Annotated in this window: 20 protein-coding genes; 16 read left to right on the top strand and 4 right to left on the bottom strand. The window is 28.6% G+C overall.

Going from position 1 to position 18,309, the window contains the following annotated elements; translation table 11 throughout:
- Nucleotides 1–12 precede the first annotated feature (12 nt).
- The 16 genes from O3884_RS00140 to O3884_RS00215 all read left to right on the top strand — a co-directional run bounded on the left by O3884_RS00140 (nucleotide 13) and on the right by O3884_RS00215 (nucleotide 14,591).
- On the top strand, nucleotides 13–336 hold the full coding sequence (locus O3884_RS00140; RefSeq protein ID WP_294682640.1) for a DivIVA domain-containing protein: 324 nt from the start codon (nucleotides 13–15) through the stop codon (nucleotides 334–336).
- A gap of 21 nt (nucleotides 337–357) precedes the next feature.
- Nucleotides 358–1,533, top strand: a complete 1,176-nt coding sequence (gene coaBC, locus O3884_RS00145) for a bifunctional phosphopantothenoylcysteine decarboxylase/phosphopantothenate--cysteine ligase CoaBC (protein WP_371451028.1) — start codon at nucleotides 358–360, stop codon at nucleotides 1,531–1,533.
- Nucleotides 1,534–1,562: 29 nt separating this feature from the next.
- Nucleotides 1,563–3,926 (top strand): replication restart helicase PriA, encoded by a 2,364-nt coding sequence (priA, locus tag O3884_RS00150; protein ID WP_371451029.1) that lies wholly within the window; start codon nucleotides 1,563–1,565, stop codon nucleotides 3,924–3,926.
- A gap of 187 nt (nucleotides 3,927–4,113) precedes the next feature.
- Nucleotides 4,114–4,437 carry a YlxM family DNA-binding protein gene (gene ylxM, locus O3884_RS00155; protein ID WP_294682646.1) on the top strand — a complete coding sequence of 108 codons (324 nt, stop codon included), beginning with the start codon at nucleotides 4,114–4,116 and terminating at the stop codon, nucleotides 4,435–4,437.
- Between the two features lie 10 nt (nucleotides 4,438–4,447).
- Entirely contained in the window at nucleotides 4,448–5,800 is a 1,353-nt protein-coding gene (gene ffh / locus O3884_RS00160) for a signal recognition particle protein (RefSeq protein WP_371451030.1), read from the top strand.
- Nucleotides 5,801–5,803: 3 nt separating this feature from the next.
- Nucleotides 5,804–6,280, top strand: coding sequence for a tRNA (uridine(34)/cytosine(34)/5-carboxymethylaminomethyluridine(34)-2'-O)-methyltransferase TrmL (gene trmL / locus O3884_RS00165; RefSeq protein WP_294682675.1), 477 nt, complete (start codon nucleotides 5,804–5,806; stop codon nucleotides 6,278–6,280).
- A 72-nt stretch (nucleotides 6,281–6,352) separates the two neighbouring features.
- Nucleotides 6,353–6,826, top strand: coding sequence for an rRNA maturation RNase YbeY (gene ybeY / locus O3884_RS00170; RefSeq protein ID WP_060914727.1), 474 nt, complete (start codon nucleotides 6,353–6,355; stop codon nucleotides 6,824–6,826).
- A gap of 2 nt (nucleotides 6,827–6,828) precedes the next feature.
- Nucleotides 6,829–7,737, top strand: coding sequence for a GTPase Era (gene era / locus O3884_RS00175; protein ID WP_294682652.1), 909 nt, complete (start codon nucleotides 6,829–6,831; stop codon nucleotides 7,735–7,737).
- Nucleotides 7,721–8,452 (top strand): DNA repair protein RecO, encoded by a 732-nt coding sequence (gene recO / locus O3884_RS00180; protein WP_371451031.1) that lies wholly within the window; start codon nucleotides 7,721–7,723, stop codon nucleotides 8,450–8,452. The genes era and recO overlap by 17 nt, the downstream gene beginning before the upstream one ends.
- A gap of 14 nt (nucleotides 8,453–8,466) precedes the next feature.
- Complete coding sequence (gene racE, locus O3884_RS00185) at nucleotides 8,467–9,261, top strand: glutamate racemase (protein ID WP_371451032.1); 795 nt, start codon at nucleotides 8,467–8,469, stop codon at nucleotides 9,259–9,261.
- A 10-nt stretch (nucleotides 9,262–9,271) separates the two neighbouring features.
- On the top strand, nucleotides 9,272–9,856 hold the full coding sequence (locus tag O3884_RS00190; protein ID WP_371451033.1) for an XTP/dITP diphosphatase: 585 nt from the start codon (nucleotides 9,272–9,274) through the stop codon (nucleotides 9,854–9,856).
- On the top strand, nucleotides 9,846–10,058 hold the full coding sequence (locus tag O3884_RS00195; RefSeq protein ID WP_371451034.1) for a ferredoxin: 213 nt from the start codon (nucleotides 9,846–9,848) through the stop codon (nucleotides 10,056–10,058). Before O3884_RS00190 ends, O3884_RS00195 begins: the two co-directional genes overlap by 11 nt.
- Before the next feature lie 211 nt (nucleotides 10,059–10,269).
- Entirely contained in the window at nucleotides 10,270–12,393 is a 2,124-nt protein-coding gene (locus O3884_RS00200) for a DNA translocase FtsK (RefSeq protein WP_371451110.1), read from the top strand.
- Nucleotides 12,394–12,458: 65 nt separating this feature from the next.
- Nucleotides 12,459–13,298 carry a hypothetical protein gene (locus tag O3884_RS00205; protein WP_371451035.1) on the top strand — a complete coding sequence of 280 codons (840 nt, stop codon included), beginning with the start codon at nucleotides 12,459–12,461 and terminating at the stop codon, nucleotides 13,296–13,298.
- Between the two features lie 123 nt (nucleotides 13,299–13,421).
- Nucleotides 13,422–13,991 (top strand): CDP-diacylglycerol--glycerol-3-phosphate 3-phosphatidyltransferase, encoded by a 570-nt coding sequence (gene pgsA, locus O3884_RS00210; protein ID WP_371451036.1) that lies wholly within the window; start codon nucleotides 13,422–13,424, stop codon nucleotides 13,989–13,991.
- 60 nt (nucleotides 13,992–14,051) lie between these two features.
- Nucleotides 14,052–14,591 (top strand): GrpB family protein, encoded by a 540-nt coding sequence (locus tag O3884_RS00215; protein ID WP_371451037.1) that lies wholly within the window; start codon nucleotides 14,052–14,054, stop codon nucleotides 14,589–14,591.
- A gap of 20 nt (nucleotides 14,592–14,611) precedes the next feature.
- Here O3884_RS00215 and O3884_RS00220 read toward each other — a convergent pair whose 3' ends face one another.
- From O3884_RS00220 to O3884_RS00235, 4 genes are all read right to left on the bottom strand, one after another.
- Nucleotides 14,612–14,854, bottom strand: a complete 243-nt coding sequence (locus O3884_RS00220; RefSeq protein WP_371451038.1) for a CBU_0592 family membrane protein — start codon at nucleotides 14,852–14,854, stop codon at nucleotides 14,612–14,614.
- A 62-nt stretch (nucleotides 14,855–14,916) separates the two neighbouring features.
- The gene (gene xerS / locus O3884_RS00225) at nucleotides 14,917–15,963 is read right to left on the bottom strand and encodes a tyrosine recombinase XerS (protein WP_060914343.1); all 1,047 of its coding nucleotides are present in this window, start codon (nucleotides 15,961–15,963) and stop codon (nucleotides 14,917–14,919) included.
- 573 nt (nucleotides 15,964–16,536) lie between these two features.
- Nucleotides 16,537–16,725 carry a 50S ribosomal protein L28 gene (gene rpmB / locus O3884_RS00230; protein WP_003144993.1) on the bottom strand — a complete coding sequence of 63 codons (189 nt, stop codon included), beginning with the start codon at nucleotides 16,723–16,725 and terminating at the stop codon, nucleotides 16,537–16,539.
- Nucleotides 16,726–16,842: 117 nt separating this feature from the next.
- Nucleotides 16,843–18,243 carry a GntP family permease gene (locus tag O3884_RS00235; protein WP_371451039.1) on the bottom strand — a complete coding sequence of 467 codons (1,401 nt, stop codon included), beginning with the start codon at nucleotides 18,241–18,243 and terminating at the stop codon, nucleotides 16,843–16,845.
- Nucleotides 18,244–18,309: the final 66 nt, after the last annotated feature.

The following is an 18,309-nucleotide window of genomic DNA, read 5'->3' on the forward strand; positions in this document are numbered from 1 at the left end:
AGGAGTTAAATTATGAGTGTTGAATTAAATTTAACAGCAAAGGAAATTTATGAAAAAGAGTTTAGAAAAAGTAGAGTTAAAGGATATAGTGAAGAAGATGTTAATGATTATTTAGATTTAATAATAGAAGACTATATGAAGTTAGATAAACTTATGACTAGACTTAAAGAATTAGAAATAGAAAATCAAAACTTAAAAATTAAAATAGAAGCTTTAAAAAATACAAGTCGTGAAGACAAACCTGTTCAGGTAACAAACTTAGATATCTTAAAAAGGTTATCGAAACTTGAAACAGCGGTTTTTGGAACAAATAATGTTGATCATGACTTATATTAATTATGTTTAGAGGAGAATTCCATGAATATTTTATTAATAGTTTCAGGGGGGATTGCAGCATATAAATCAATTGATTTATGCAGTTCTCTTGTGAAGCAGGGTAATAATGTTAAAGTAATACTTACAAAAAATGCTGAAAATTTTGTTACACAGTTACCTTTTCAAACTTTAACAAAAAATAGAGTTTATACTAGTACTTTTGAAGAGATAGACGAGAATGAAATACAACATATAGATTTAACGAAGTGGGCGGAGAGAATAATTGTAGCACCAGCTACAGCTAATCTAATTTCGAAATTCGCAAATGGAATTGCAGATGACTTGGCTACTTCATTAATGCTGGCGGTGAGAGATGTGACTAAAGTTTATATTGTTCCTGCAATGAATACATTTATGTATAGAAATCCAATTATCCAAGATAATATGAATAGATTAACTAAACTTGGTTTCAATTTTGTGGAACCTGATAGTGGGCTTTTAGCGTGTGGAGATGTAGGAGAAGGTAAATTTCCGTCTATCGAAAAAATTGAACGTTCTGTATTTCAAGAAGTTGACCAGGATTTAAAAGGTAAAAAGGTGTTGGTAACTGCAGGACCTACAAAAGAATTCATCGATCCATTTAGATGCTTAACTAATCCCTCTACAGGGAAAATGGGTATCTCTCTTGCAAATGAATGTGCAAGAAGGGGAGCAGAAGTAATATTAGTATCTAGCGTTGATAATGATACTATAAGCAGTAAAGTAAAAAAAATAAAAATCACTAGTACAAATGATATGTTTGAAGTGGTGAAAAATAATTTTAAAGATTGTGATTTTATTATAAAAGCAGCAGCTGTTTCAGATTATACACCCATACAAGTTTTCGATAAAAAAGTGAAAAAACAAGAAGGAAATTTAACAATTGAATTTCAAAGAACACAAGATATTCTAAAATATGTTGGAGATAATAAAACAGATAAACAAAAAGTTGTTGGGTTCGCTGCGGAAACAAATAATTTGATAGAGTACGCGAAAGAAAAGATAGTTAAGAAAAATCTCGATTTTATTGTTGCTAATGATATATCTAAAAAAGACATAGGTTTTGGTAGTGATGATAATGAGGTCTATGTTATAGATAGACATGATAATATTAAGAAAATTGATAAGAACAGTAAAAGTAATATAGCAAAAGCTATAATTGATGAAATATCAAAATAGATGAACTTTAATTTGAAGGAGGTGAGATTATGTATGCTGAGGTAATAATTGATGTAAATAATCATAATGTTAATCAAGTTTATTCTTATCTTGTACCTGAGGAGTTTAAAGACAGGGATATTGTAGGATATAGAGTCGAGGTTCCTTTTGGAACAAGAACGGTTCAAGGATATATAGTAGATACTAGAATAGAACATTCAGAAGTAGAAGCAACGAATAAGTTTAAATACATTAAAAAACTAAAAGACGATTTTCCAATATTAACTAAAGAAATGATTTTATTATCAAAAGTAATGGCTGATGAACTTTTTTGTACAAGAATACAGGCCATTGAAACAATTGTTCCGACTAGTTTAAAGAATAAGTATGTTGAATACTATGAGCTACTTGATGCTAATAAAACATTACTTTTAGATTATGCAAAACACTTCAATACGGATAACTTAATTGAAAAGAATAAATTTGAGAAGTTATTTTCAATTGAACAAATAGGATACTTAATCTCACTAAAAGCAATTAGACTGATAAGTAGAATTAAAGAAATTAAAAACAACGAAACCGAAGAGTTCTTTGTGTTAGACAAATATAAAGATGTTAAATTAACGAAAAAACAAAAAGAATTAGTCGACTATTTAATTACTAATGAAAAAATAAAGAAATCAAAGGTTAAAGATGAACTTAATATAGGTAGCTCTGTTACGAAAAAACTACTTGAAAAGAATGTAATTAGAGTTATTGAAGAAGATGTTAAACATGATATAAATACATCTATACTAGAAAATAATACGAAGCTAAGTGAACATCAACAAAAAGTTTATGACAGGATTAGCGAGAATTTTGATAGTAAAAAGTTCAATGAGTATCTTTTACATGGTGTTACAGGTGCTGGGAAAACAGAGATTTATATAAAACTTGTTGAAGCGATTATTGAAAAAGGGAAAGACGCTATAATATTAGTTCCTGAGATAATATTAACACCGCAAATTGAAAAGAAATTTAGAAAAGTATTTAGCGATAATATAGCGGTTATACATTCTAGATTAAATGCAAAAGAAAAGTACAATGAGTGGAAAAAAATTCGAGATGGTAAAGTTAAAATATGCTTAGGTACTCGTTCAGCAGTTTTTGCACCGTTTAATAATCTAGGTATTATTATCATTGATGAAGAGCATGAAAATAGTTATAAACAGACTGAGTCACCAAGGTATGATGCGAAGGATATTGCTAAAAAACGTGGAATCTATAATAAATCTACAGTAGTATATGCTAGTGCAACACCTTCGGTTGATCTATATTATAATTTTGAAAAGAATAATACTAACAAGTTATTAAAACTTACCCATAGGTTTAATAATAAATTACCGATGATAAATATAGTTCATACCGAAGAAAAAGAAGATGTTATTGCTAGTGAATTACTTACTAAGATAAAAGAAAAGATAGAGAAAAAGGAACAAGTACTCTTATTAATGAATAAGCGTGGATATACTAACTTTATTCGTTGTTTTTCATGTGGACATTTATATAAATGTGAAAATTGTGATATAAGCTTAAATTATCATAAGCATGATAATTCATTACATTGTCATTTTTGTGGATATCAGAAGAAAATTTCTAATATACCTAAGTGTTGTGAACAGCCAGAATTAGTGTCAGGGAATTATGGAATACAGCGTGTTGAAGAGTATCTGTATCAAAATATACCAGATGTTAGGATTACAAGGATGGACTCTGACACCACTAGTAGAAAAGGGTCATATGAAAGGTTGCTTACTGATTTTAAAAATCATAAGTCTGATATTCTATTAGGAACGCAGATGATCTCCAAAGGACTAGATTTCCCAAATATTACTTTAGTTGGTGTATTATCTATTGATAATATGATAGCACTACCTAGTTTTAAAGCAAATGAAAAATTATTCCAATTACTAGTTCAAACTGCTGGTAGGGCTGGACGTAGTGAGAAAGAAGGGGAAGTTGTCTTTCAAACTAATATAGCTAGTAATATACTAGATTTTGCAATTGAGCATAGCTATGAGAAATTTTATAAATATGAACTTAACAGAAGAAAGTTAATAGACTATCCACCGTTTTGTAAAATCTCTTTTATAACTATAAAAGGGTATGATGAACAAAAGACGGAACGTGTTGCTAAGATGATTTTTGATTTTATTAGTAAGAAGCAAACTAATTTATCAATATTAGGACCTAATAAGAGTTTATTTTATAAAATAAATAATGAATATAAATTCAATATTGTGATAAGATACCAAGATGAAGATTATAATAAGCTTTATCCTTTACTAAAGTATATTAATGATTATTTTGCCGAAAGCTTTTCTAGAGAGAAAATTACTATAACGATTGATAATTCTGCACTGGATTATATGTAAATAATTCAAATTAATTTGCATTAAAAATTAATCAGAGAATATAAAATAAATTTAAATAAATCAGCTCAAAATAGTTTTAATTTGAGTTGATTTTATTTTTTAAAAAAGCGGTAAAAATTTGAAAAAAACGCGATTTTATCGTATAATATAGTGATGTAGATTTATATTTAATGACTGGAGGAAGATTGTGGAAATAGAACAAGTTATAAAGATTTCACAACTCTATGATTTTTACTCTGAATTACTTAGTGATAAACAAAAACAGTATTTAGATGACTATTATTTTAATGATTTATCGCTAACAGAGATTTCTGAGAATTATAATATATCAAAACAAGCTGTATCTAATAATATTAAGAGAACAATATTAGAATTAGAACAGTTTGAAGAGAAGTTAAATTTAATTAAATTGAACAATCAGAGATTGTTTTTACTAAATGAGATAAAAAAATCAACTACTGATACAGAAGTACTAACGTATGTTGAAGAATTGATAAAACTAGAAAATTAGGAGAGCTTGTATGGCATTTGAGAATTTATCAGAAAGATTACAAAATACAATAGCTAAACTTACTGGAAAAGGTAAAGTTTCAGAAGCGGATGTAAAAGAAATGATGCGTGAAGTTAGGTTAGCTTTATTAGAAGCGGACGTTAACTTCAAAGTTGTAAAAGAATTTGTAAAGAAAATAAGTGAAAGAGCAGTTGGAACAGAGGTTATGAAATCTCTTACTCCGGCACAACAAGTAGTAAAAATTGTAAATGAAGAATTAGTTGAATTATTAGGTGGTTCTAATGTTGAATTAACCCAAGGTGGAAAAATTACTACTGTTATGATGGTTGGTCTTCAAGGGGCTGGTAAAACAACAACAGCAGGGAAATTAGCACTAAAAGTCAAAAAGACTATGAAGAAAAAACCGCTTCTTATCGCTGCTGACGTTTATAGACCTGCTGCAGTTCAACAATTAAAAACACTAGGTAAACAACTAGATATCGAAGTATTCTATGTAGATAAAGATCCAGTGGATATAGTTAAGGATGGATTAGCGTTTGCTAAGGAAAATTACTTTAATTATGTAATTATCGATACAGCAGGACGTTTACACATTGATGAATTATTAATGGATGAATTAAAAAATATTAAAACTGCTACTACACCAGATGAAATCTTACTTGTTGTCGATTCTATGATAGGGCAAGAAGCAGTTAATATTGCAACTTCATTTGATGAACAACTTGACATTACTGGTTTAGTATTAACTAAGTTAGATGGTGATACACGTGGTGGTGCTGCACTATCTATTAAGTCTATTACAGGTAAACCAATTAAGTTAGTCGGTATGGGTGAAAAAATGAATGACCTTGAGTTATTCCATCCAGAACGTATGGCATCTCGTATTTTAGGTATGGGTGACGTACTTACATTAATTGAAAAAGCTCAAGCTTCTATCGATGAAGATGAAGCAAAAAAAATGCAGGAAAAGATTCTTAATCAAAGTTTTACTTTTGAAGATTTCTTGACTCAATTAGAACAAGTTAAAAAATTAGGTAGTCTTAAAGACATACTTGGAATGATTCCGGGAATGGGTAAACTAAAAAATATGAATTTAGATGCAGTTGATGAAAAACAATTTGTCTATATTGAAGCTATTATTAAGTCGATGACAATTGAAGAAAGACAAAATCCTGATATTATAAATGTACCACGTAGAAAACGTATCGCACAAGGTAGTGGGCGTCCTCTTAACGAGGTTCATAAACTTATCAAACAGTTCGAAGAAATGAGAAAAATGATGAAACAATTCGGTGGGCTTATGAATGATAAATCTAAAAGAAAGGGTCTTGGAAGAATGTTTGGCGGCAAACTTCCATTCTAGTTAATTATGAATAATATAGTTTTATTCCAACCAGAGATTCCAGCTAATACAGGAAATATTGCACGTACGTGTGTTGGGACTAATACAAGATTACATTTAATTAGACCGCTAGGGTTCTCAATTGACGATAAACACGTAAAAAGAGCTGGTTTAGATTATTGGGAACATCTAGATTTAGTTGTTTGGGATAGTTTTGATGAATTTTTAGAAGCAACTAATGATAAGCACTATTATCTTATAACTAAATTTGGAACAAAAAATTATTGTGATTTTGATTTTTCAAATGAAGATAATGAAGATATCTATTTTATTTTTGGTAGAGAGACAAAAGGTTTACCAAAGGAATTTAGAGAGAAATATAGTGAACAGGCATTACGTATTCCAATGAGCGAAAATGTTCGTTCCCTAAACTTGTCTAATACAGCAGCGTTAATAATTTACGAAGCTTTAAGACAACAAAATTTTAATAAATTAAAATAGTAAGTGAGGGGAGAATTTAGGGTTTTTGTCTAGAATTATCCCCTCTCAATAAGAATATATAAGGAGAAAATCATGACATTTGTTGAAATTATAGATGATAATAACTTAGTAGAAGATAGTACAAAAGATATGTTACTAAAACTATTAGATTGTGCTGCTGAGTATGAAGGTGTTGATACTGAGATTACTGAAATGTCGTTATCATTTGTTAGTAAAGAAGAAATACAAGAAATTAATCGTGATTATAGAGGAAAAGATGTTCCTACCGATGTGATTTCTTTTGCTTTAAATGATGAGGTAGAAGATGAAATCGATATAATTGGTCTTGAAGATGAGATTAATTCTATTGGTGATGTAATTATCTGTGTTGATATTGCTCATGAACAAGCAAAAGAGTATGAACATAGTTTTGATAGAGAAATAGGTTTTCTTGCAGTACATGGATTTTTACACTTACTAGGTTATGACCACATGACTGAAGAAGATGAAAAAGAAATGTTTGGTAAACAAGATGAGATTCTTGAGAAGTTTGGTTTAAGGAGATAAGCATGTTTGAAGAACAAATTAAAACGGGATTTGTCACTATTATAGGTAGACCTAATGCTGGTAAATCTACGTTATTAAACAATATATTACAACAAAAAATAGCAATAATGTCAGATAAACCACAAACAACACGTAACATTATAAATGGTGTTTATACTGATAATGATTCACAAATTGTCTTTATTGATACACCTGGTATTCACAAGCCAAAACATAGACTTGGTGATTACATGATGAAACTTGCTAGTAGTGCAATTCAAGAGTCAGAGATAGTTTACCTAATTATAAATGCGAGTGAGAAGTTTGGTCCTGGTGATCAACATTTAATAAACATAGTTAAGGAATTAAAAGTCCCAACATTTTTATTAATTAATAAAATCGATTTAATCACACCTGAACAACTTATTCAGATTATTGAATTTTATAAAGATTTATATGATTTTGTTGAGATTGTTCCTATTTCAGCATTAAAGTCAATAAATGTTGATAATCTATTAAATACAACAAAAAAATACTTACAACCAAGTTTCAAAATGTATCCTGATGATGTAATTACTGATTCTCCAGAGTATTTTGTTATTTCAGAATTCATTAGAGAGAAAGTATTACAGTTAACAGAGCAAGAAATTCCTCATTCAATTGCTGTTGTAATTGATAGAATAGAGAAGCAACCAGGGAAAAAGAAAAATATCATCGCTACAATTGTTGTTGAAAGAAAATCACAAAAAGGTATGATTATTGGAAAACAAGGTAAGATGATAAAAGAAATCGGTTCTAGAGCAAGAAAAGATATAGAAGTTCTTCTAGGAGAGAAAGTATTTTTAGAGCTTTGGGTTAAAGTGATCGATAACTGGAGATCAAAACCAAACCAAATCCGTGACCTTGGCTATAGGGATGATATCTTTGACTAATAGAAACTTTGTTACAGGAATTATTATAAAAAAAATAAGATATAGAGATTACCATGAAATACTACATGTTTTAACTGAGCAAGGAAATATAGAAAGTTTTTTTTATGAAAATGTCCACAAAAGTAAGAAAAAAATTAAGGTGAGTACACCATATGAAGTATCAATTAATTTTTTTCCTACTAGCGGTATGAACAAAATTACAAATCTTGAAATTGAAAATACATATACAAATATTGTATATGACATATTAAAAAACAGTTATGTTGCTAATATGTTGGAATATGTTAATTTAATAAATGACGATACTTTTAATATGTATAAGTTATTAAAATTATGTTTAAAAAATATAGAAAATGATGTTTCTGAAAAACTTGTTTTAATATATTTTTTGTGTCAAATTTTAAAAGGTCAGGGTTTTATGTTTAAATATCAAAAAACAGATCAAACTTATGTAGGTTATAGCTTTTTAAAAAATAGCTTTGTTGATAAGTTTAATATAGATCATAGTATATATGGTCTTAGTGATTCACTAGTGAAACTTACATACTATATGACTGTTAAAAATATTGACTTTTTAGAAAGTTTGGAAATAGAAAACAAAGATTTAATTCGATTATTCTCATTTTTAAATATGGTATTTAAAGAATTTGTAGGAATAGAAACTAAATCTTATACTAAAATATTAGAACTAGAGGAGATGCTTGGTTCTAATTAAGAAAGAGGCCATATATGAATAATGCAATAGGAGTATTTGATAGTGGAGTAGGTGGACTAACAGTTGCTCGTGAGATTATGAGACAGTTACCAAACGAAACTATTTATTATTTCGGTGATGTTAAAAATTGCCCTTATGGTGATAAAACAAAGGAAGAAATAATAAAAAATACGGATAGAGCAGTAAAATTCTTAATAGATAAGGGAGTAAAGTTAGTTGTTTTAGCATGTAATACTGCAACAGCTGCGGCACTAGATTATCTGCAAAGTAAATATGAAGTACCAATTATTGGTGTTGTTCAACCAGGAGCGAGACGAGCTATACAAGCAACAGAGAATAATAAAGTACTAGTATTAGGAACAAAGTTTACAGCAAATTCAAAAGTATATGATATAGAAATTGAAAATATCAATTCTGATATTATAGTTTTTGATAAGGCTTGTCCAGCTTTTGTACCCTTTATTGAATCAGAGGGAAATCTTGATAATGAAGCTACTAAGAATTTAATAACGGAAACCTTAGGTAATACTAACACGCTTGGTGTTGATACTGTCGTTCTTGGATGTACTCATTATCCTATATTGAAGAAAGATATAGAAGAGTATTATGGTGATAATATTAAAGTTATTTCTTCAGGGAGAGAAGCAGCGCGTGAAGTAAGTACTGTTTTAGGATATGCAAAATTACATCAGAAAAAGTTAAATAAAAAAGAACACAGATTCTTTATTTCACAAGAAAGTGAAAATTTTAATAGTATTGCTTCAAAATGGTTAAATAAAGATATTAATGCAGAAGTAGTTGAAGTATAGGAGTGATAAAATGAAAGAATTAATTTTAGCATCGAATAATGCACACAAAGTTGAAGAAATTAAAAGTATATTGAGTGATTATAATATTCTAACATTAAAAGATATTAATTTTACTGAAGAAATCATTGAAGATGGGACAACTTTTGAGGAAAATGCTTTGATCAAAGCAAGAACAATCTCAAAATATTCAGGGAAAACTGCAATAGCAGATGATAGTGGACTTAGTGTTGATCTTTTAGATGGTCGCCCTGGAGTTTATTCAGCAAGATATTCAAAAGAACAAACTGATTCAAAAAATATAGAGAAAGTTTTATCTGAATTAGATGGTAAGAAATCAAATGCTAAGTTTGTATCAGTTATAGCGTTAGTTAAACCAGATGGTACAGAATTTACTTTTAGAGGAGAATGTCACGGTGAAATTATCTCTGAACAAAGAGGTAATAATGGCTTTGGATACGATCCTATATTCTATGTTCCTAGTTTAGATAAAACATTTGCAGAATTAAGTTCTGAAGAAAAAAATAGTATCAGTCATAGAAAAGAATCGTTGGAAAAATTTTCTAATTTCTTGAAAGAAGAAAATAATGAAAACTAAAATAATACGAGAAGATTGTATTGCCTGTGGTAATTGCAATGCGATATGCCCTGATGTATATGATTATGATGAAGATGGAATAGCATATTGCATTATTGACGATAATAATATGACTGAAGAAGTTGCTGAAAAGTATCGTAGTTTAGTCTTAGAAGCAAAAGATAATTGTCCTACAGAGGCAGTTTTTGTAGAAGAAGACTAGAAAGGAGAGAAGATTGAGCAATAAAAAGACAAAAAGTACAAAAAAAACAAGTAAAACCAATAAAAATAAGAAAACCACTAAGGTTAGTGGAAAAAAGACAAGTGTAAAGAAAGCTCCAAAGAAAAATGTTATTCCCGTTTTGCCTAAAGAAGCCTATCGTGGATTATATTTTGTAATTTCTGTTCTTATAGTAATTTTATCTGTTTTACAAATGGGATTTGTTGGTAGATTCTTTGATACACTTTTTAAATATTTATTCGGAAGTTTTAGTTATCTTATCTATATAATAATAGTTGCAACTCCAATATATTATATTATGAATAAAAAACTAAAAACTCCAGCAATTATAGTAATCTTATTAATTTTAGTAGATTTTCTATTCCAATTAATTTACATTGGAAATAGTGATTATAATTTATTAAGTTTTAACGATATTTATAATAATAGAGTTAGTTCATATGGGGGAGGATTATTATCATATTATCCTGTTAAATTCTTAATTTATTTATTATCTTACTATGGTTCATTATTAGTGACAATATCAGCTATTATAACAGTTATATTCTTATATTTTAATATTAATCATAGGGAGTTAGTCTTAAGGATTAAACATCATATAGTTAATGCATTTGATAAAAATGAATATGTAGAAGATACATTAGATGATTATCAAGAGGAAGATGATATTATTTATGATGAATATAATTCGACTGATATTAATAGAGAAAACTCTAATGAACAAAGATATAATAAAATTAAAGATAAAGATTTAGTTGTTGATATAAGAGAATTCAAAGAAGACGAAGAATTTTATGACGAGGAAGTTGTACAACGTCCTTCTAGAAAACAACCTAAGTTAAATAAAGAGCATATTACTGTTGAAGAAGAAACGGTTAATGACGTAGTTTCGGAAGAGTCATATGATAATTATCAACTTCCACCAGTTACACTATTGAATAATCCAGTTAAGAAACAAACTATTACTAAAGGTGATGTAGTAGAGAAATCAAAAATTCTTCAAAGTACATTTAATAACTTTGGTATTGAGGTTAAAATTGTTAAAGCAATAGTAGGACCATCGATTACACAGTTCCAAATATTACCAACTCCTGGAACTAAAGTTAGTAAAATAGTAAACTTGAGTAATGATATAGCATTAAATCTAGCAGCCAAAGATGTACGTATTGAAGCACCAATTCCTGGTAAATCATTAATAGGTATAGAAATACCGAATACGGTAAATGAGCTAGTAACGATGAAAGAGGTTTTTGTCAATGATGAAGATAATTCACCCTTATCTGTTGCATTAGGTAAAGATGTATCAGGTGAATCGATATTCACGAGAATTGATAAAACGCCTCACCTATTAATAGCAGGTTCTACAGGAAGTGGTAAGTCAGTTTGTGTAAATACGATAATTACAAGTATATTATTAAAAAATAAACCAGATAAGGTTAAAATGATAATGATCGACCCTAAGATGGTTGAGCTATCAATTTATGATGGTATTCCACACTTACTTACTTCTGTTGTTACAGATCCTGTAAAAGCAGCCGATGTTCTTCATAAAGTTGTTCTTGAAATGGAAAACAGGTACAGAGAGTTTGCAAGAGCTAGAGTAAGAAATATGGAAGGTTATAACAAAATTGCTGCAAAAGATCCAGACTATAAAGAACTTCCATATATAGTAGTTATTATAGATGAGTTAGCTGATTTAATGATGGTATCTTCTAAAGAAGTAGAAGAGTCAATTGCTCGAATAGCACAAAAAGCTAGGGCGGCTGGTATACATATGATAATAGCAACTCAAAGACCATCAGTTGATGTAATTACAGGGGTTATTAAAACTAACATTCCTTCAAGAATTGCGTTTGCGGTAAGTTCTAGTATTGATTCAAGAACTATTCTTGATAAATCAGGTGCAGAAACATTACTTGGTAAAGGTGATATGCTTTACTTATCAGCTGATTCAAGTAAACCTGTTCGTGTACAAGGAGCTTTCTTATCTGATGAAGAAGTAGAGAAAGTAGTCGACTTTGTTAAGAGTCAGTCAGAAGCACAGTACGATCCAAATATGACTCCAAGTGAAGTAAGTTCACAAAATGGAGGCTCATCAGGAGAAGATGTAGATCCGTTATATAAAGAGGTACTACTATTTATAGCTAAAACACAGAAAGCTTCTGCTTCGTTATTACAAAGGAGATTTAAAATTGGTTATAATAGAGCAGCAAGAATAATAGATATGCTAGAAGAAGATGGGTACATTGGACCTGTAGATGGAAGTAAACCTAGAAAAGTATTTTTAGAGAAAGAATACGCAGAAGATTATGAATAAAAACAAAACATTAGTTTACGTAAGTTAATTTATGTAAACTAATACTAAATTAGAGGTGAATAAAAGTGAAAAAAAATAGTAAATTATTAATAGGATTACTAACTATAGTAATTTTAGCAGTTATTGGATTATCTGCTTATGCATACCAAAAGCAACAAGCACTTAATAATAATAAACCAAAAGTTGAAAAGAAAAAAGAAGATTCTAAATTAGAGAAATTAATAAAAGAAACAGTTTCTAAATTTGATAAAGAGAATGATTTAAATAAAAAAATTGAAATATTTAAATCAATTCTTGATAAAAAGGATGAAGTAGCAAAAGAAAACAAAGATAAGCTAAACAGTGAGTATAATGACGCAATTAAAAACATGCGTGAAAAACTAAATAACGCTGTTAAGGATAAAATTAAAAATGCTTCATTAAATGATGAAGATAAGAAAAATTCTGAAAAAGTGGACTCTGTTAAGAAAGAGTTAAATGACTTACAATCTACTCTTGAAAAAGAAAAATCAGTTTTATTTGAAAAAGAAGAAGATTATAATTCTATCGCTCAGAGTATTAAAGATGCATTAACAGCTTTAGAGGCTCCTAAAACTACAGAATCTAATCAATCACAACAACAGCAGGAAACACAAACTCAAGCACATGCTAGTACAGAAGCAGCTGAAACACCAACTCCTCAACAACCTGCAAATACGTATACACCAAGCTATAGTAATAGTAGTAACTCTTCAAGTTATAGTTCTAATAGTAATACTTCTACTGAGACTAGTAGACCAAGTGCACCATCAAATAATACAGCAACTACTGGAACACCAACTAACAGTGGAGCTACTACAATTCCAGTAGCACCAACTACACCAGCAGCGCCAGCAGGGATAGAAGCTACGGGAAATGGAGAATAACCATATTAAAATACAGGATAAATCTAATTATCCTGTATTTTTTATTGTAGCATATTATAGAATATGTTATAATTATTAGTGAATTGAATTTATACTTTAAGTTAGAAGGGTAAGTAAAAAATAATGAATCTACCGAATAAAATAACATTATTTAGAACAATATTAATACCTGTATTTATACTATTTTTACTAGTTGATATGGGAGGAAGTATTTCTATTCTCGGAGGAAGAGAAATATCCTTAAATATTTTTATAGCTGCATTAATATTTATATTTGCATCATTTACTGATTTTATTGATGGTTATTTAGCAAGAAAATATAATTTAGTTACAAATATGGGGAAATTCTTAGATCCATTAGCAGATAAACTTCTAGTTGGAAGTGCATTTATTGTTATGGTTGAATTAGGATTAATGCACAGTTGGATGGTAGTTGTTGTTATTGCGAGAGAATTTGCTGTAACTGGTTTAAGACTTTTAGCTGTTGAAAAAGGTGAAGTCATACCTGCTGGTATATTAGGAAAACTAAAGACTATTAGTCAATTAATCGCCATAATTCTTATATTATTAGGAAATCCTATTTTTAATACTGTTGGATTTAAACTAGATTATATTCTATTATGGATATCAGTAATTTTAACGATACTATCTGGAATTGAGTATTTCAAAAACTCATTACACGTATTCAAATAATGTTAGTGATAGGTTCAACCTATCCTAGCATTTTTGTTTTTTTGGAGGTGTTTTTTATAAATGAATAAAATATTGAGAGATGAGGAGTTTAAAAAGAAATTTCCTATAGAACTTGTTAAGCATAATAGTGAGTGGGTACATTGGTATGAAGGTAAAAAGAAAAGTTTACTAGCTAAACTTGAAAAACATAAAGTAAGTTTATATCACATAGGTAGTACAGCTATTCCAAATATATATTCAAAGGATATAATAGATATAATTTTAGAAATCAATGAAAGTAATGATTTTGATAGTATAATTGATATACTGAATCCTGAGTGGGAACTACGTTGGAAAGAAGAGGATAGAGCTTTTCTAGTTAAAGGATATGGTGATGATGGTTTTCTAGATAAAGTATACCATCTACATGTAAGAAAAAAAGGTGATATTGAAGAAGTTAAGTTTAGAGATGTTTTAATAGAAAATCCGAAATTAGCAAAACAATATGAAAGATTAAAATTAGATTTAGAAACAACATATAAGTATGATAGAGAAGGATATACAGCTGGTAAAACGAAATTAATAAAAGATATTATAAAAGAATATGGTTTACATAAATAATTATATGTAAACCATATTCTTTATTTTACTTCTTTTTTATTGAAGTACTTAACTAACCCTTGAATTGCAACTATTGACCAGACACCTTCAAGTAAAACAAATCCCCATTGTTTTCCTATAAATGCGTCTATTCCAAGAATTAAAGCACCAATAGCATTTAGTAGTAGATAGTTAAGTGAAGTTGTTTTAAGTTTTCCTAATTGACTAAATACAAATCCTATAAGAATTAGTAATGATCCTATAACTTGAACAATAATACCCATTATTACCTCCATAAAAATTAATAACTTTTATATTTTACCTCAATTGGAGATATATTTCAATACTAATCATCTAGTTTATCAATGTTTTGTTTAATAATCTTTTTTGATTCATTAATGTATAGCATTGATGTGTCACTATTTGAATGGCCCATTTGTGTCATAATTATAGGTATATTCCCATTTGTTTTTAGAGCTAGTTTTGTACCGTAACTATGTCTTAATTTATGAGGTGACATTGGAACATTAAAGGCATCTGTATACTTCATCACTAATTTTTGAATAGCTCTTATTGATAGTCCAGTTTTATTTTTACTAATAAATACATAATCTTCTCTATTAAGTTTAAAAGGTAGGGAAGTAATGTATTCATTTAGTCTATCTAAAGCAGATTTAGTAATTATAACTGTATCGACCTTATTACCTTTTCTGATAACATTAATCTCACTATTTAGAAAATCAATATCTTTTACTTTAAGATTAGCAAGTTCATTAACACGAATTCCACTCTTTAAAAAAAGTGTAAGTATCGCTAAATCCCTTGCTTTATCTCTTAAGAAAAATGATTTACCGTGATTAGACAAAGTCTTTTCATATTCGAATTCAACATACTGTAAGAATTCTTCGTCTTGAGAATCTAAAAATATCTTTTCTGATATTTTCTTTGATCTTGAAGATAATGTTTCTTTAACACGGTTAATAGGGATTTTAAGCATAACATTTCTTTCGAAATAAGCTTTACCTTGCTCAGTTTCGCTTGTTACTGTAAGGAACTTATAAAGTGATCTCATAGCAGCTTTATAGTTATTTATAGTAGTTTGACTACGGTATTTACCATTAACTTGTTCACGAGATAGACTCTTGAAATAACTTTCCATTTCTTTTTTTGAAATATTTTCTAATGTAGAAAGACTAACATCCTTAATAAGTTCAGCATCAGATATAGTTTCTCTGATAGTCCAATTTAAAAAGTTCTTATATGTTTCTAGATATCTATGTAACGTTAATGGAGATAAATTGTCATAATATGTATCAATAAAATCTTCTATGTAGTCAGGAAATTCTGGAAGTATTTTGTTAATCTTTTGTTTATAATAATCGCGTTGATTCATTGGTATTACTACATTCTCCTTTAATTTGTAAATTATACATATAATATGTATTATGCGAACAATTATATTATATCATATTTAACTGATTCTTTCAATATATGTTTTATCCCCTCATATTTGAATCTTATTATTATTATATAGTTTTATTTAATTCTTACTAATTTGATTTTTATATATTAATGAGACTCAACATATTTTATCTTTATTGGTTCTTGTTGAGTTTGATTAGAAAGATATTTAAATTGTTTTTTTATATTTAAAAAGTACTACGTTTACGTGCTGGAAAATATACTTTACTAAGTAAGGAGCTTTTGGAGTAATTTATTTATTTTCAACTATATAATTATTATGATTATTTAGTTTCAGTTTCTTCACAAAAATATCACCTATTTAAACGCCGTATAAGCGTCCTAAAATTATTTTTTGTATAATTATTCCAAAAAGGACCAAAAACGCTCAGAATTGATTTAAATGCCCATTTTGATATTTTTTATAATTTTTCTATTATTTTTTTGTAATCTAATGTAAAAAGCTACCTAAGTTTCCTTAGATAGCTTAAAGTTTATCGCTTAATTATACACGCTCAACTTTTCCAGATTTTAAAGCTCTAGCAGAAACCCAAACTTTTTTAGGTTGTCCGTCTACTAAAATTGTTACTTTTTGTAGATTAGCTTTGAATTTTCTTTTATTTGCGTTCATTGCGTGTGAACGAGTATTTCCTGAACGAGCTTTACGTCCAGTTACGTAACAAACTTTTGCCATGAATTAATCCTCCTTTTGGAAATAGTTTATTCATAACATTTACTACATACACAAGTAATAATATAACATACCTTAACATAAATATCAAGTAAAAACTTTAATTTATAATAATTTTCTTTATGCAAACGATGTTATTATCAATATTATAATAAAGGCTATTACAGAAGATACAGTTGTTCCTATTGTCCAGGTCTTAAAAGTAGTTTTAAAATCTAAATTTAGATATTGTTTAAATAACCAAAATCCAGGATCATTTACATGTGAACAGAACATACTTCCTGCTGTGATGCTTAACATTATAAATACTGGTGAGTAACTTACAGTACTAACTAGTGGTTCGACAATAGCAAGCGTAGTTATTGCTGCTATTGTAGCACTACCTAATGATATTCTCAATATAGCAGCTACTAGGAAGCTAATAACGATTGGCGATAGATTAAGACCATTAGTTAGACTAACAATTTCATCAGTCACTTTAGAATCAACTAATACTTGTTTTAAACCACCTGCAGCACCATTAATTAATAATACCACTGCAATCGTTTTAAGAGATTGGCTTAGTAATGGAACAATTGTTCTTATTCTTAAACCTTTTGTTATCATTAATTCAATAATAGCTATTAATAAACTTATTATTAAAGCAGTAACAGGATTACTTATTATTGTTAAGATACCTTTTATTGCTTCAGATAAATTAGGTATACCTAAAACTATAGTAGGAATCGTAATTAATAGTACCGGTAATAGCATTAATAAGATAGCAAATGTAGTACTCATAGTTTGATTTTCAATTTTTAGAACGCTTATATTCTTTTCATTATTATCTATATTAACTCTTGTTTTTACTAAATTAGAATTAGTTAGTAGTAAACCACCTATAAAAGCTGTAGGTAAAGCAACTATTAATCCGTGGTAGAAAACTTCAGCCATATTTAAGTGAAATGTTTTTACTATTATACTTGGACTTGGATGTGGTGGGAATAAAGCGTGAATAGTTAGTACTCCTATACTTGCAGGAAGAGCAAGATATATCTTATCTAGTTTTAACTCCTTTGCTACTGCAAGAATAATTGGAATTACTAAAATAAAAGCCACATCAAAGAATAAAGAAAAACTTATACACATTCCAGCTATAAGTAAGCCTAATTGGATTCTCTTAACTCCAAATACACTAATCATTTTCTTTGCGGTAATCTCTACTGCACCTAATTCTTCCAATATTTTACCAAACATTGCTCCTAGACCTAATATTAATGATAAATGTCCTAGAAGGGATCCAGTCCCCTTCTCTATTGAATCTATCAATGTATTAGGGGGAAGTCCTAAAAATAATCCTAGAATAATAGCTACTATTAATATTGATAAAAATGGCTCAAAATGTAATTTTGTTATTAAAAATATAAGAGCACTAATACCAATAAATACTAACAATAATTTATAGGAATAATTTCCTAAAAAAAATGCTAATGATGAGTAGACTATTAATCCTAAGATAATAAATATCTTATCTAATTTCATTATATTCTCCTTAATTTTTCATTAGGTAATTATAACATTATTAATATAGAGAAGTAAAGGTAAACG

Source organism: Gemella sp. 20925_1_85 (assembly GCF_041433735.1).
Taxonomy (GTDB): Bacteria; Bacillota; Bacilli; order Staphylococcales; family Gemellaceae; genus Gemella.

What these genes read in the sequence shown, in the direction of transcription:
- O3884_RS00220 (WP_371451038.1), bottom strand. Translation starts at nt 14,854, where the DNA reads ATGGGTATTATTGTTCAAGTTATAGGATCATTACTAATTCTTATAGGA.
- recO (WP_371451031.1), top strand. Translation starts at nt 7,721, where the DNA reads ATGATATCTTTGACTAATAGAAACTTTGTTACAGGAATTATTATAAAA.
- racE (WP_371451032.1), top strand. Translation starts at nt 8,467, where the DNA reads ATGAATAATGCAATAGGAGTATTTGATAGTGGAGTAGGTGGACTAACA.
- O3884_RS00190 (WP_371451033.1), top strand. Translation starts at nt 9,272, where the DNA reads ATGAAAGAATTAATTTTAGCATCGAATAATGCACACAAAGTTGAAGAA.
- pgsA (WP_371451036.1), top strand. Translation starts at nt 13,422, where the DNA reads ATGAATCTACCGAATAAAATAACATTATTTAGAACAATATTAATACCT.
- O3884_RS00195 (WP_371451034.1), top strand. Translation starts at nt 9,846, where the DNA reads ATGAAAACTAAAATAATACGAGAAGATTGTATTGCCTGTGGTAATTGC.
- O3884_RS00235 (WP_371451039.1), bottom strand. Translation starts at nt 18,243, where the DNA reads ATGAAATTAGATAAGATATTTATTATCTTAGGATTAATAGTCTACTCA.
- xerS (WP_060914343.1), bottom strand. Translation starts at nt 15,963, where the DNA reads ATGAATCAACGCGATTATTATAAACAAAAGATTAACAAAATACTTCCA.
- rpmB (WP_003144993.1), bottom strand. Translation starts at nt 16,725, where the DNA reads ATGGCAAAAGTTTGTTACGTAACTGGACGTAAAGCTCGTTCAGGAAAT.
- era (WP_294682652.1), top strand. Translation starts at nt 6,829, where the DNA reads ATGTTTGAAGAACAAATTAAAACGGGATTTGTCACTATTATAGGTAGA.
- ffh (WP_371451030.1), top strand. Translation starts at nt 4,448, where the DNA reads ATGGCATTTGAGAATTTATCAGAAAGATTACAAAATACAATAGCTAAA.
- O3884_RS00200 (WP_371451110.1), top strand. Translation starts at nt 10,270, where the DNA reads ATGGGATTTGTTGGTAGATTCTTTGATACACTTTTTAAATATTTATTC.
- priA (WP_371451029.1), top strand. Translation starts at nt 1,563, where the DNA reads ATGTATGCTGAGGTAATAATTGATGTAAATAATCATAATGTTAATCAA.
- O3884_RS00140 (WP_294682640.1), top strand. Translation starts at nt 13, where the DNA reads ATGAGTGTTGAATTAAATTTAACAGCAAAGGAAATTTATGAAAAAGAG.
- O3884_RS00215 (WP_371451037.1), top strand. Translation starts at nt 14,052, where the DNA reads ATGAATAAAATATTGAGAGATGAGGAGTTTAAAAAGAAATTTCCTATA.
- coaBC (WP_371451028.1), top strand. Translation starts at nt 358, where the DNA reads ATGAATATTTTATTAATAGTTTCAGGGGGGATTGCAGCATATAAATCA.
- ybeY (WP_060914727.1), top strand. Translation starts at nt 6,353, where the DNA reads ATGACATTTGTTGAAATTATAGATGATAATAACTTAGTAGAAGATAGT.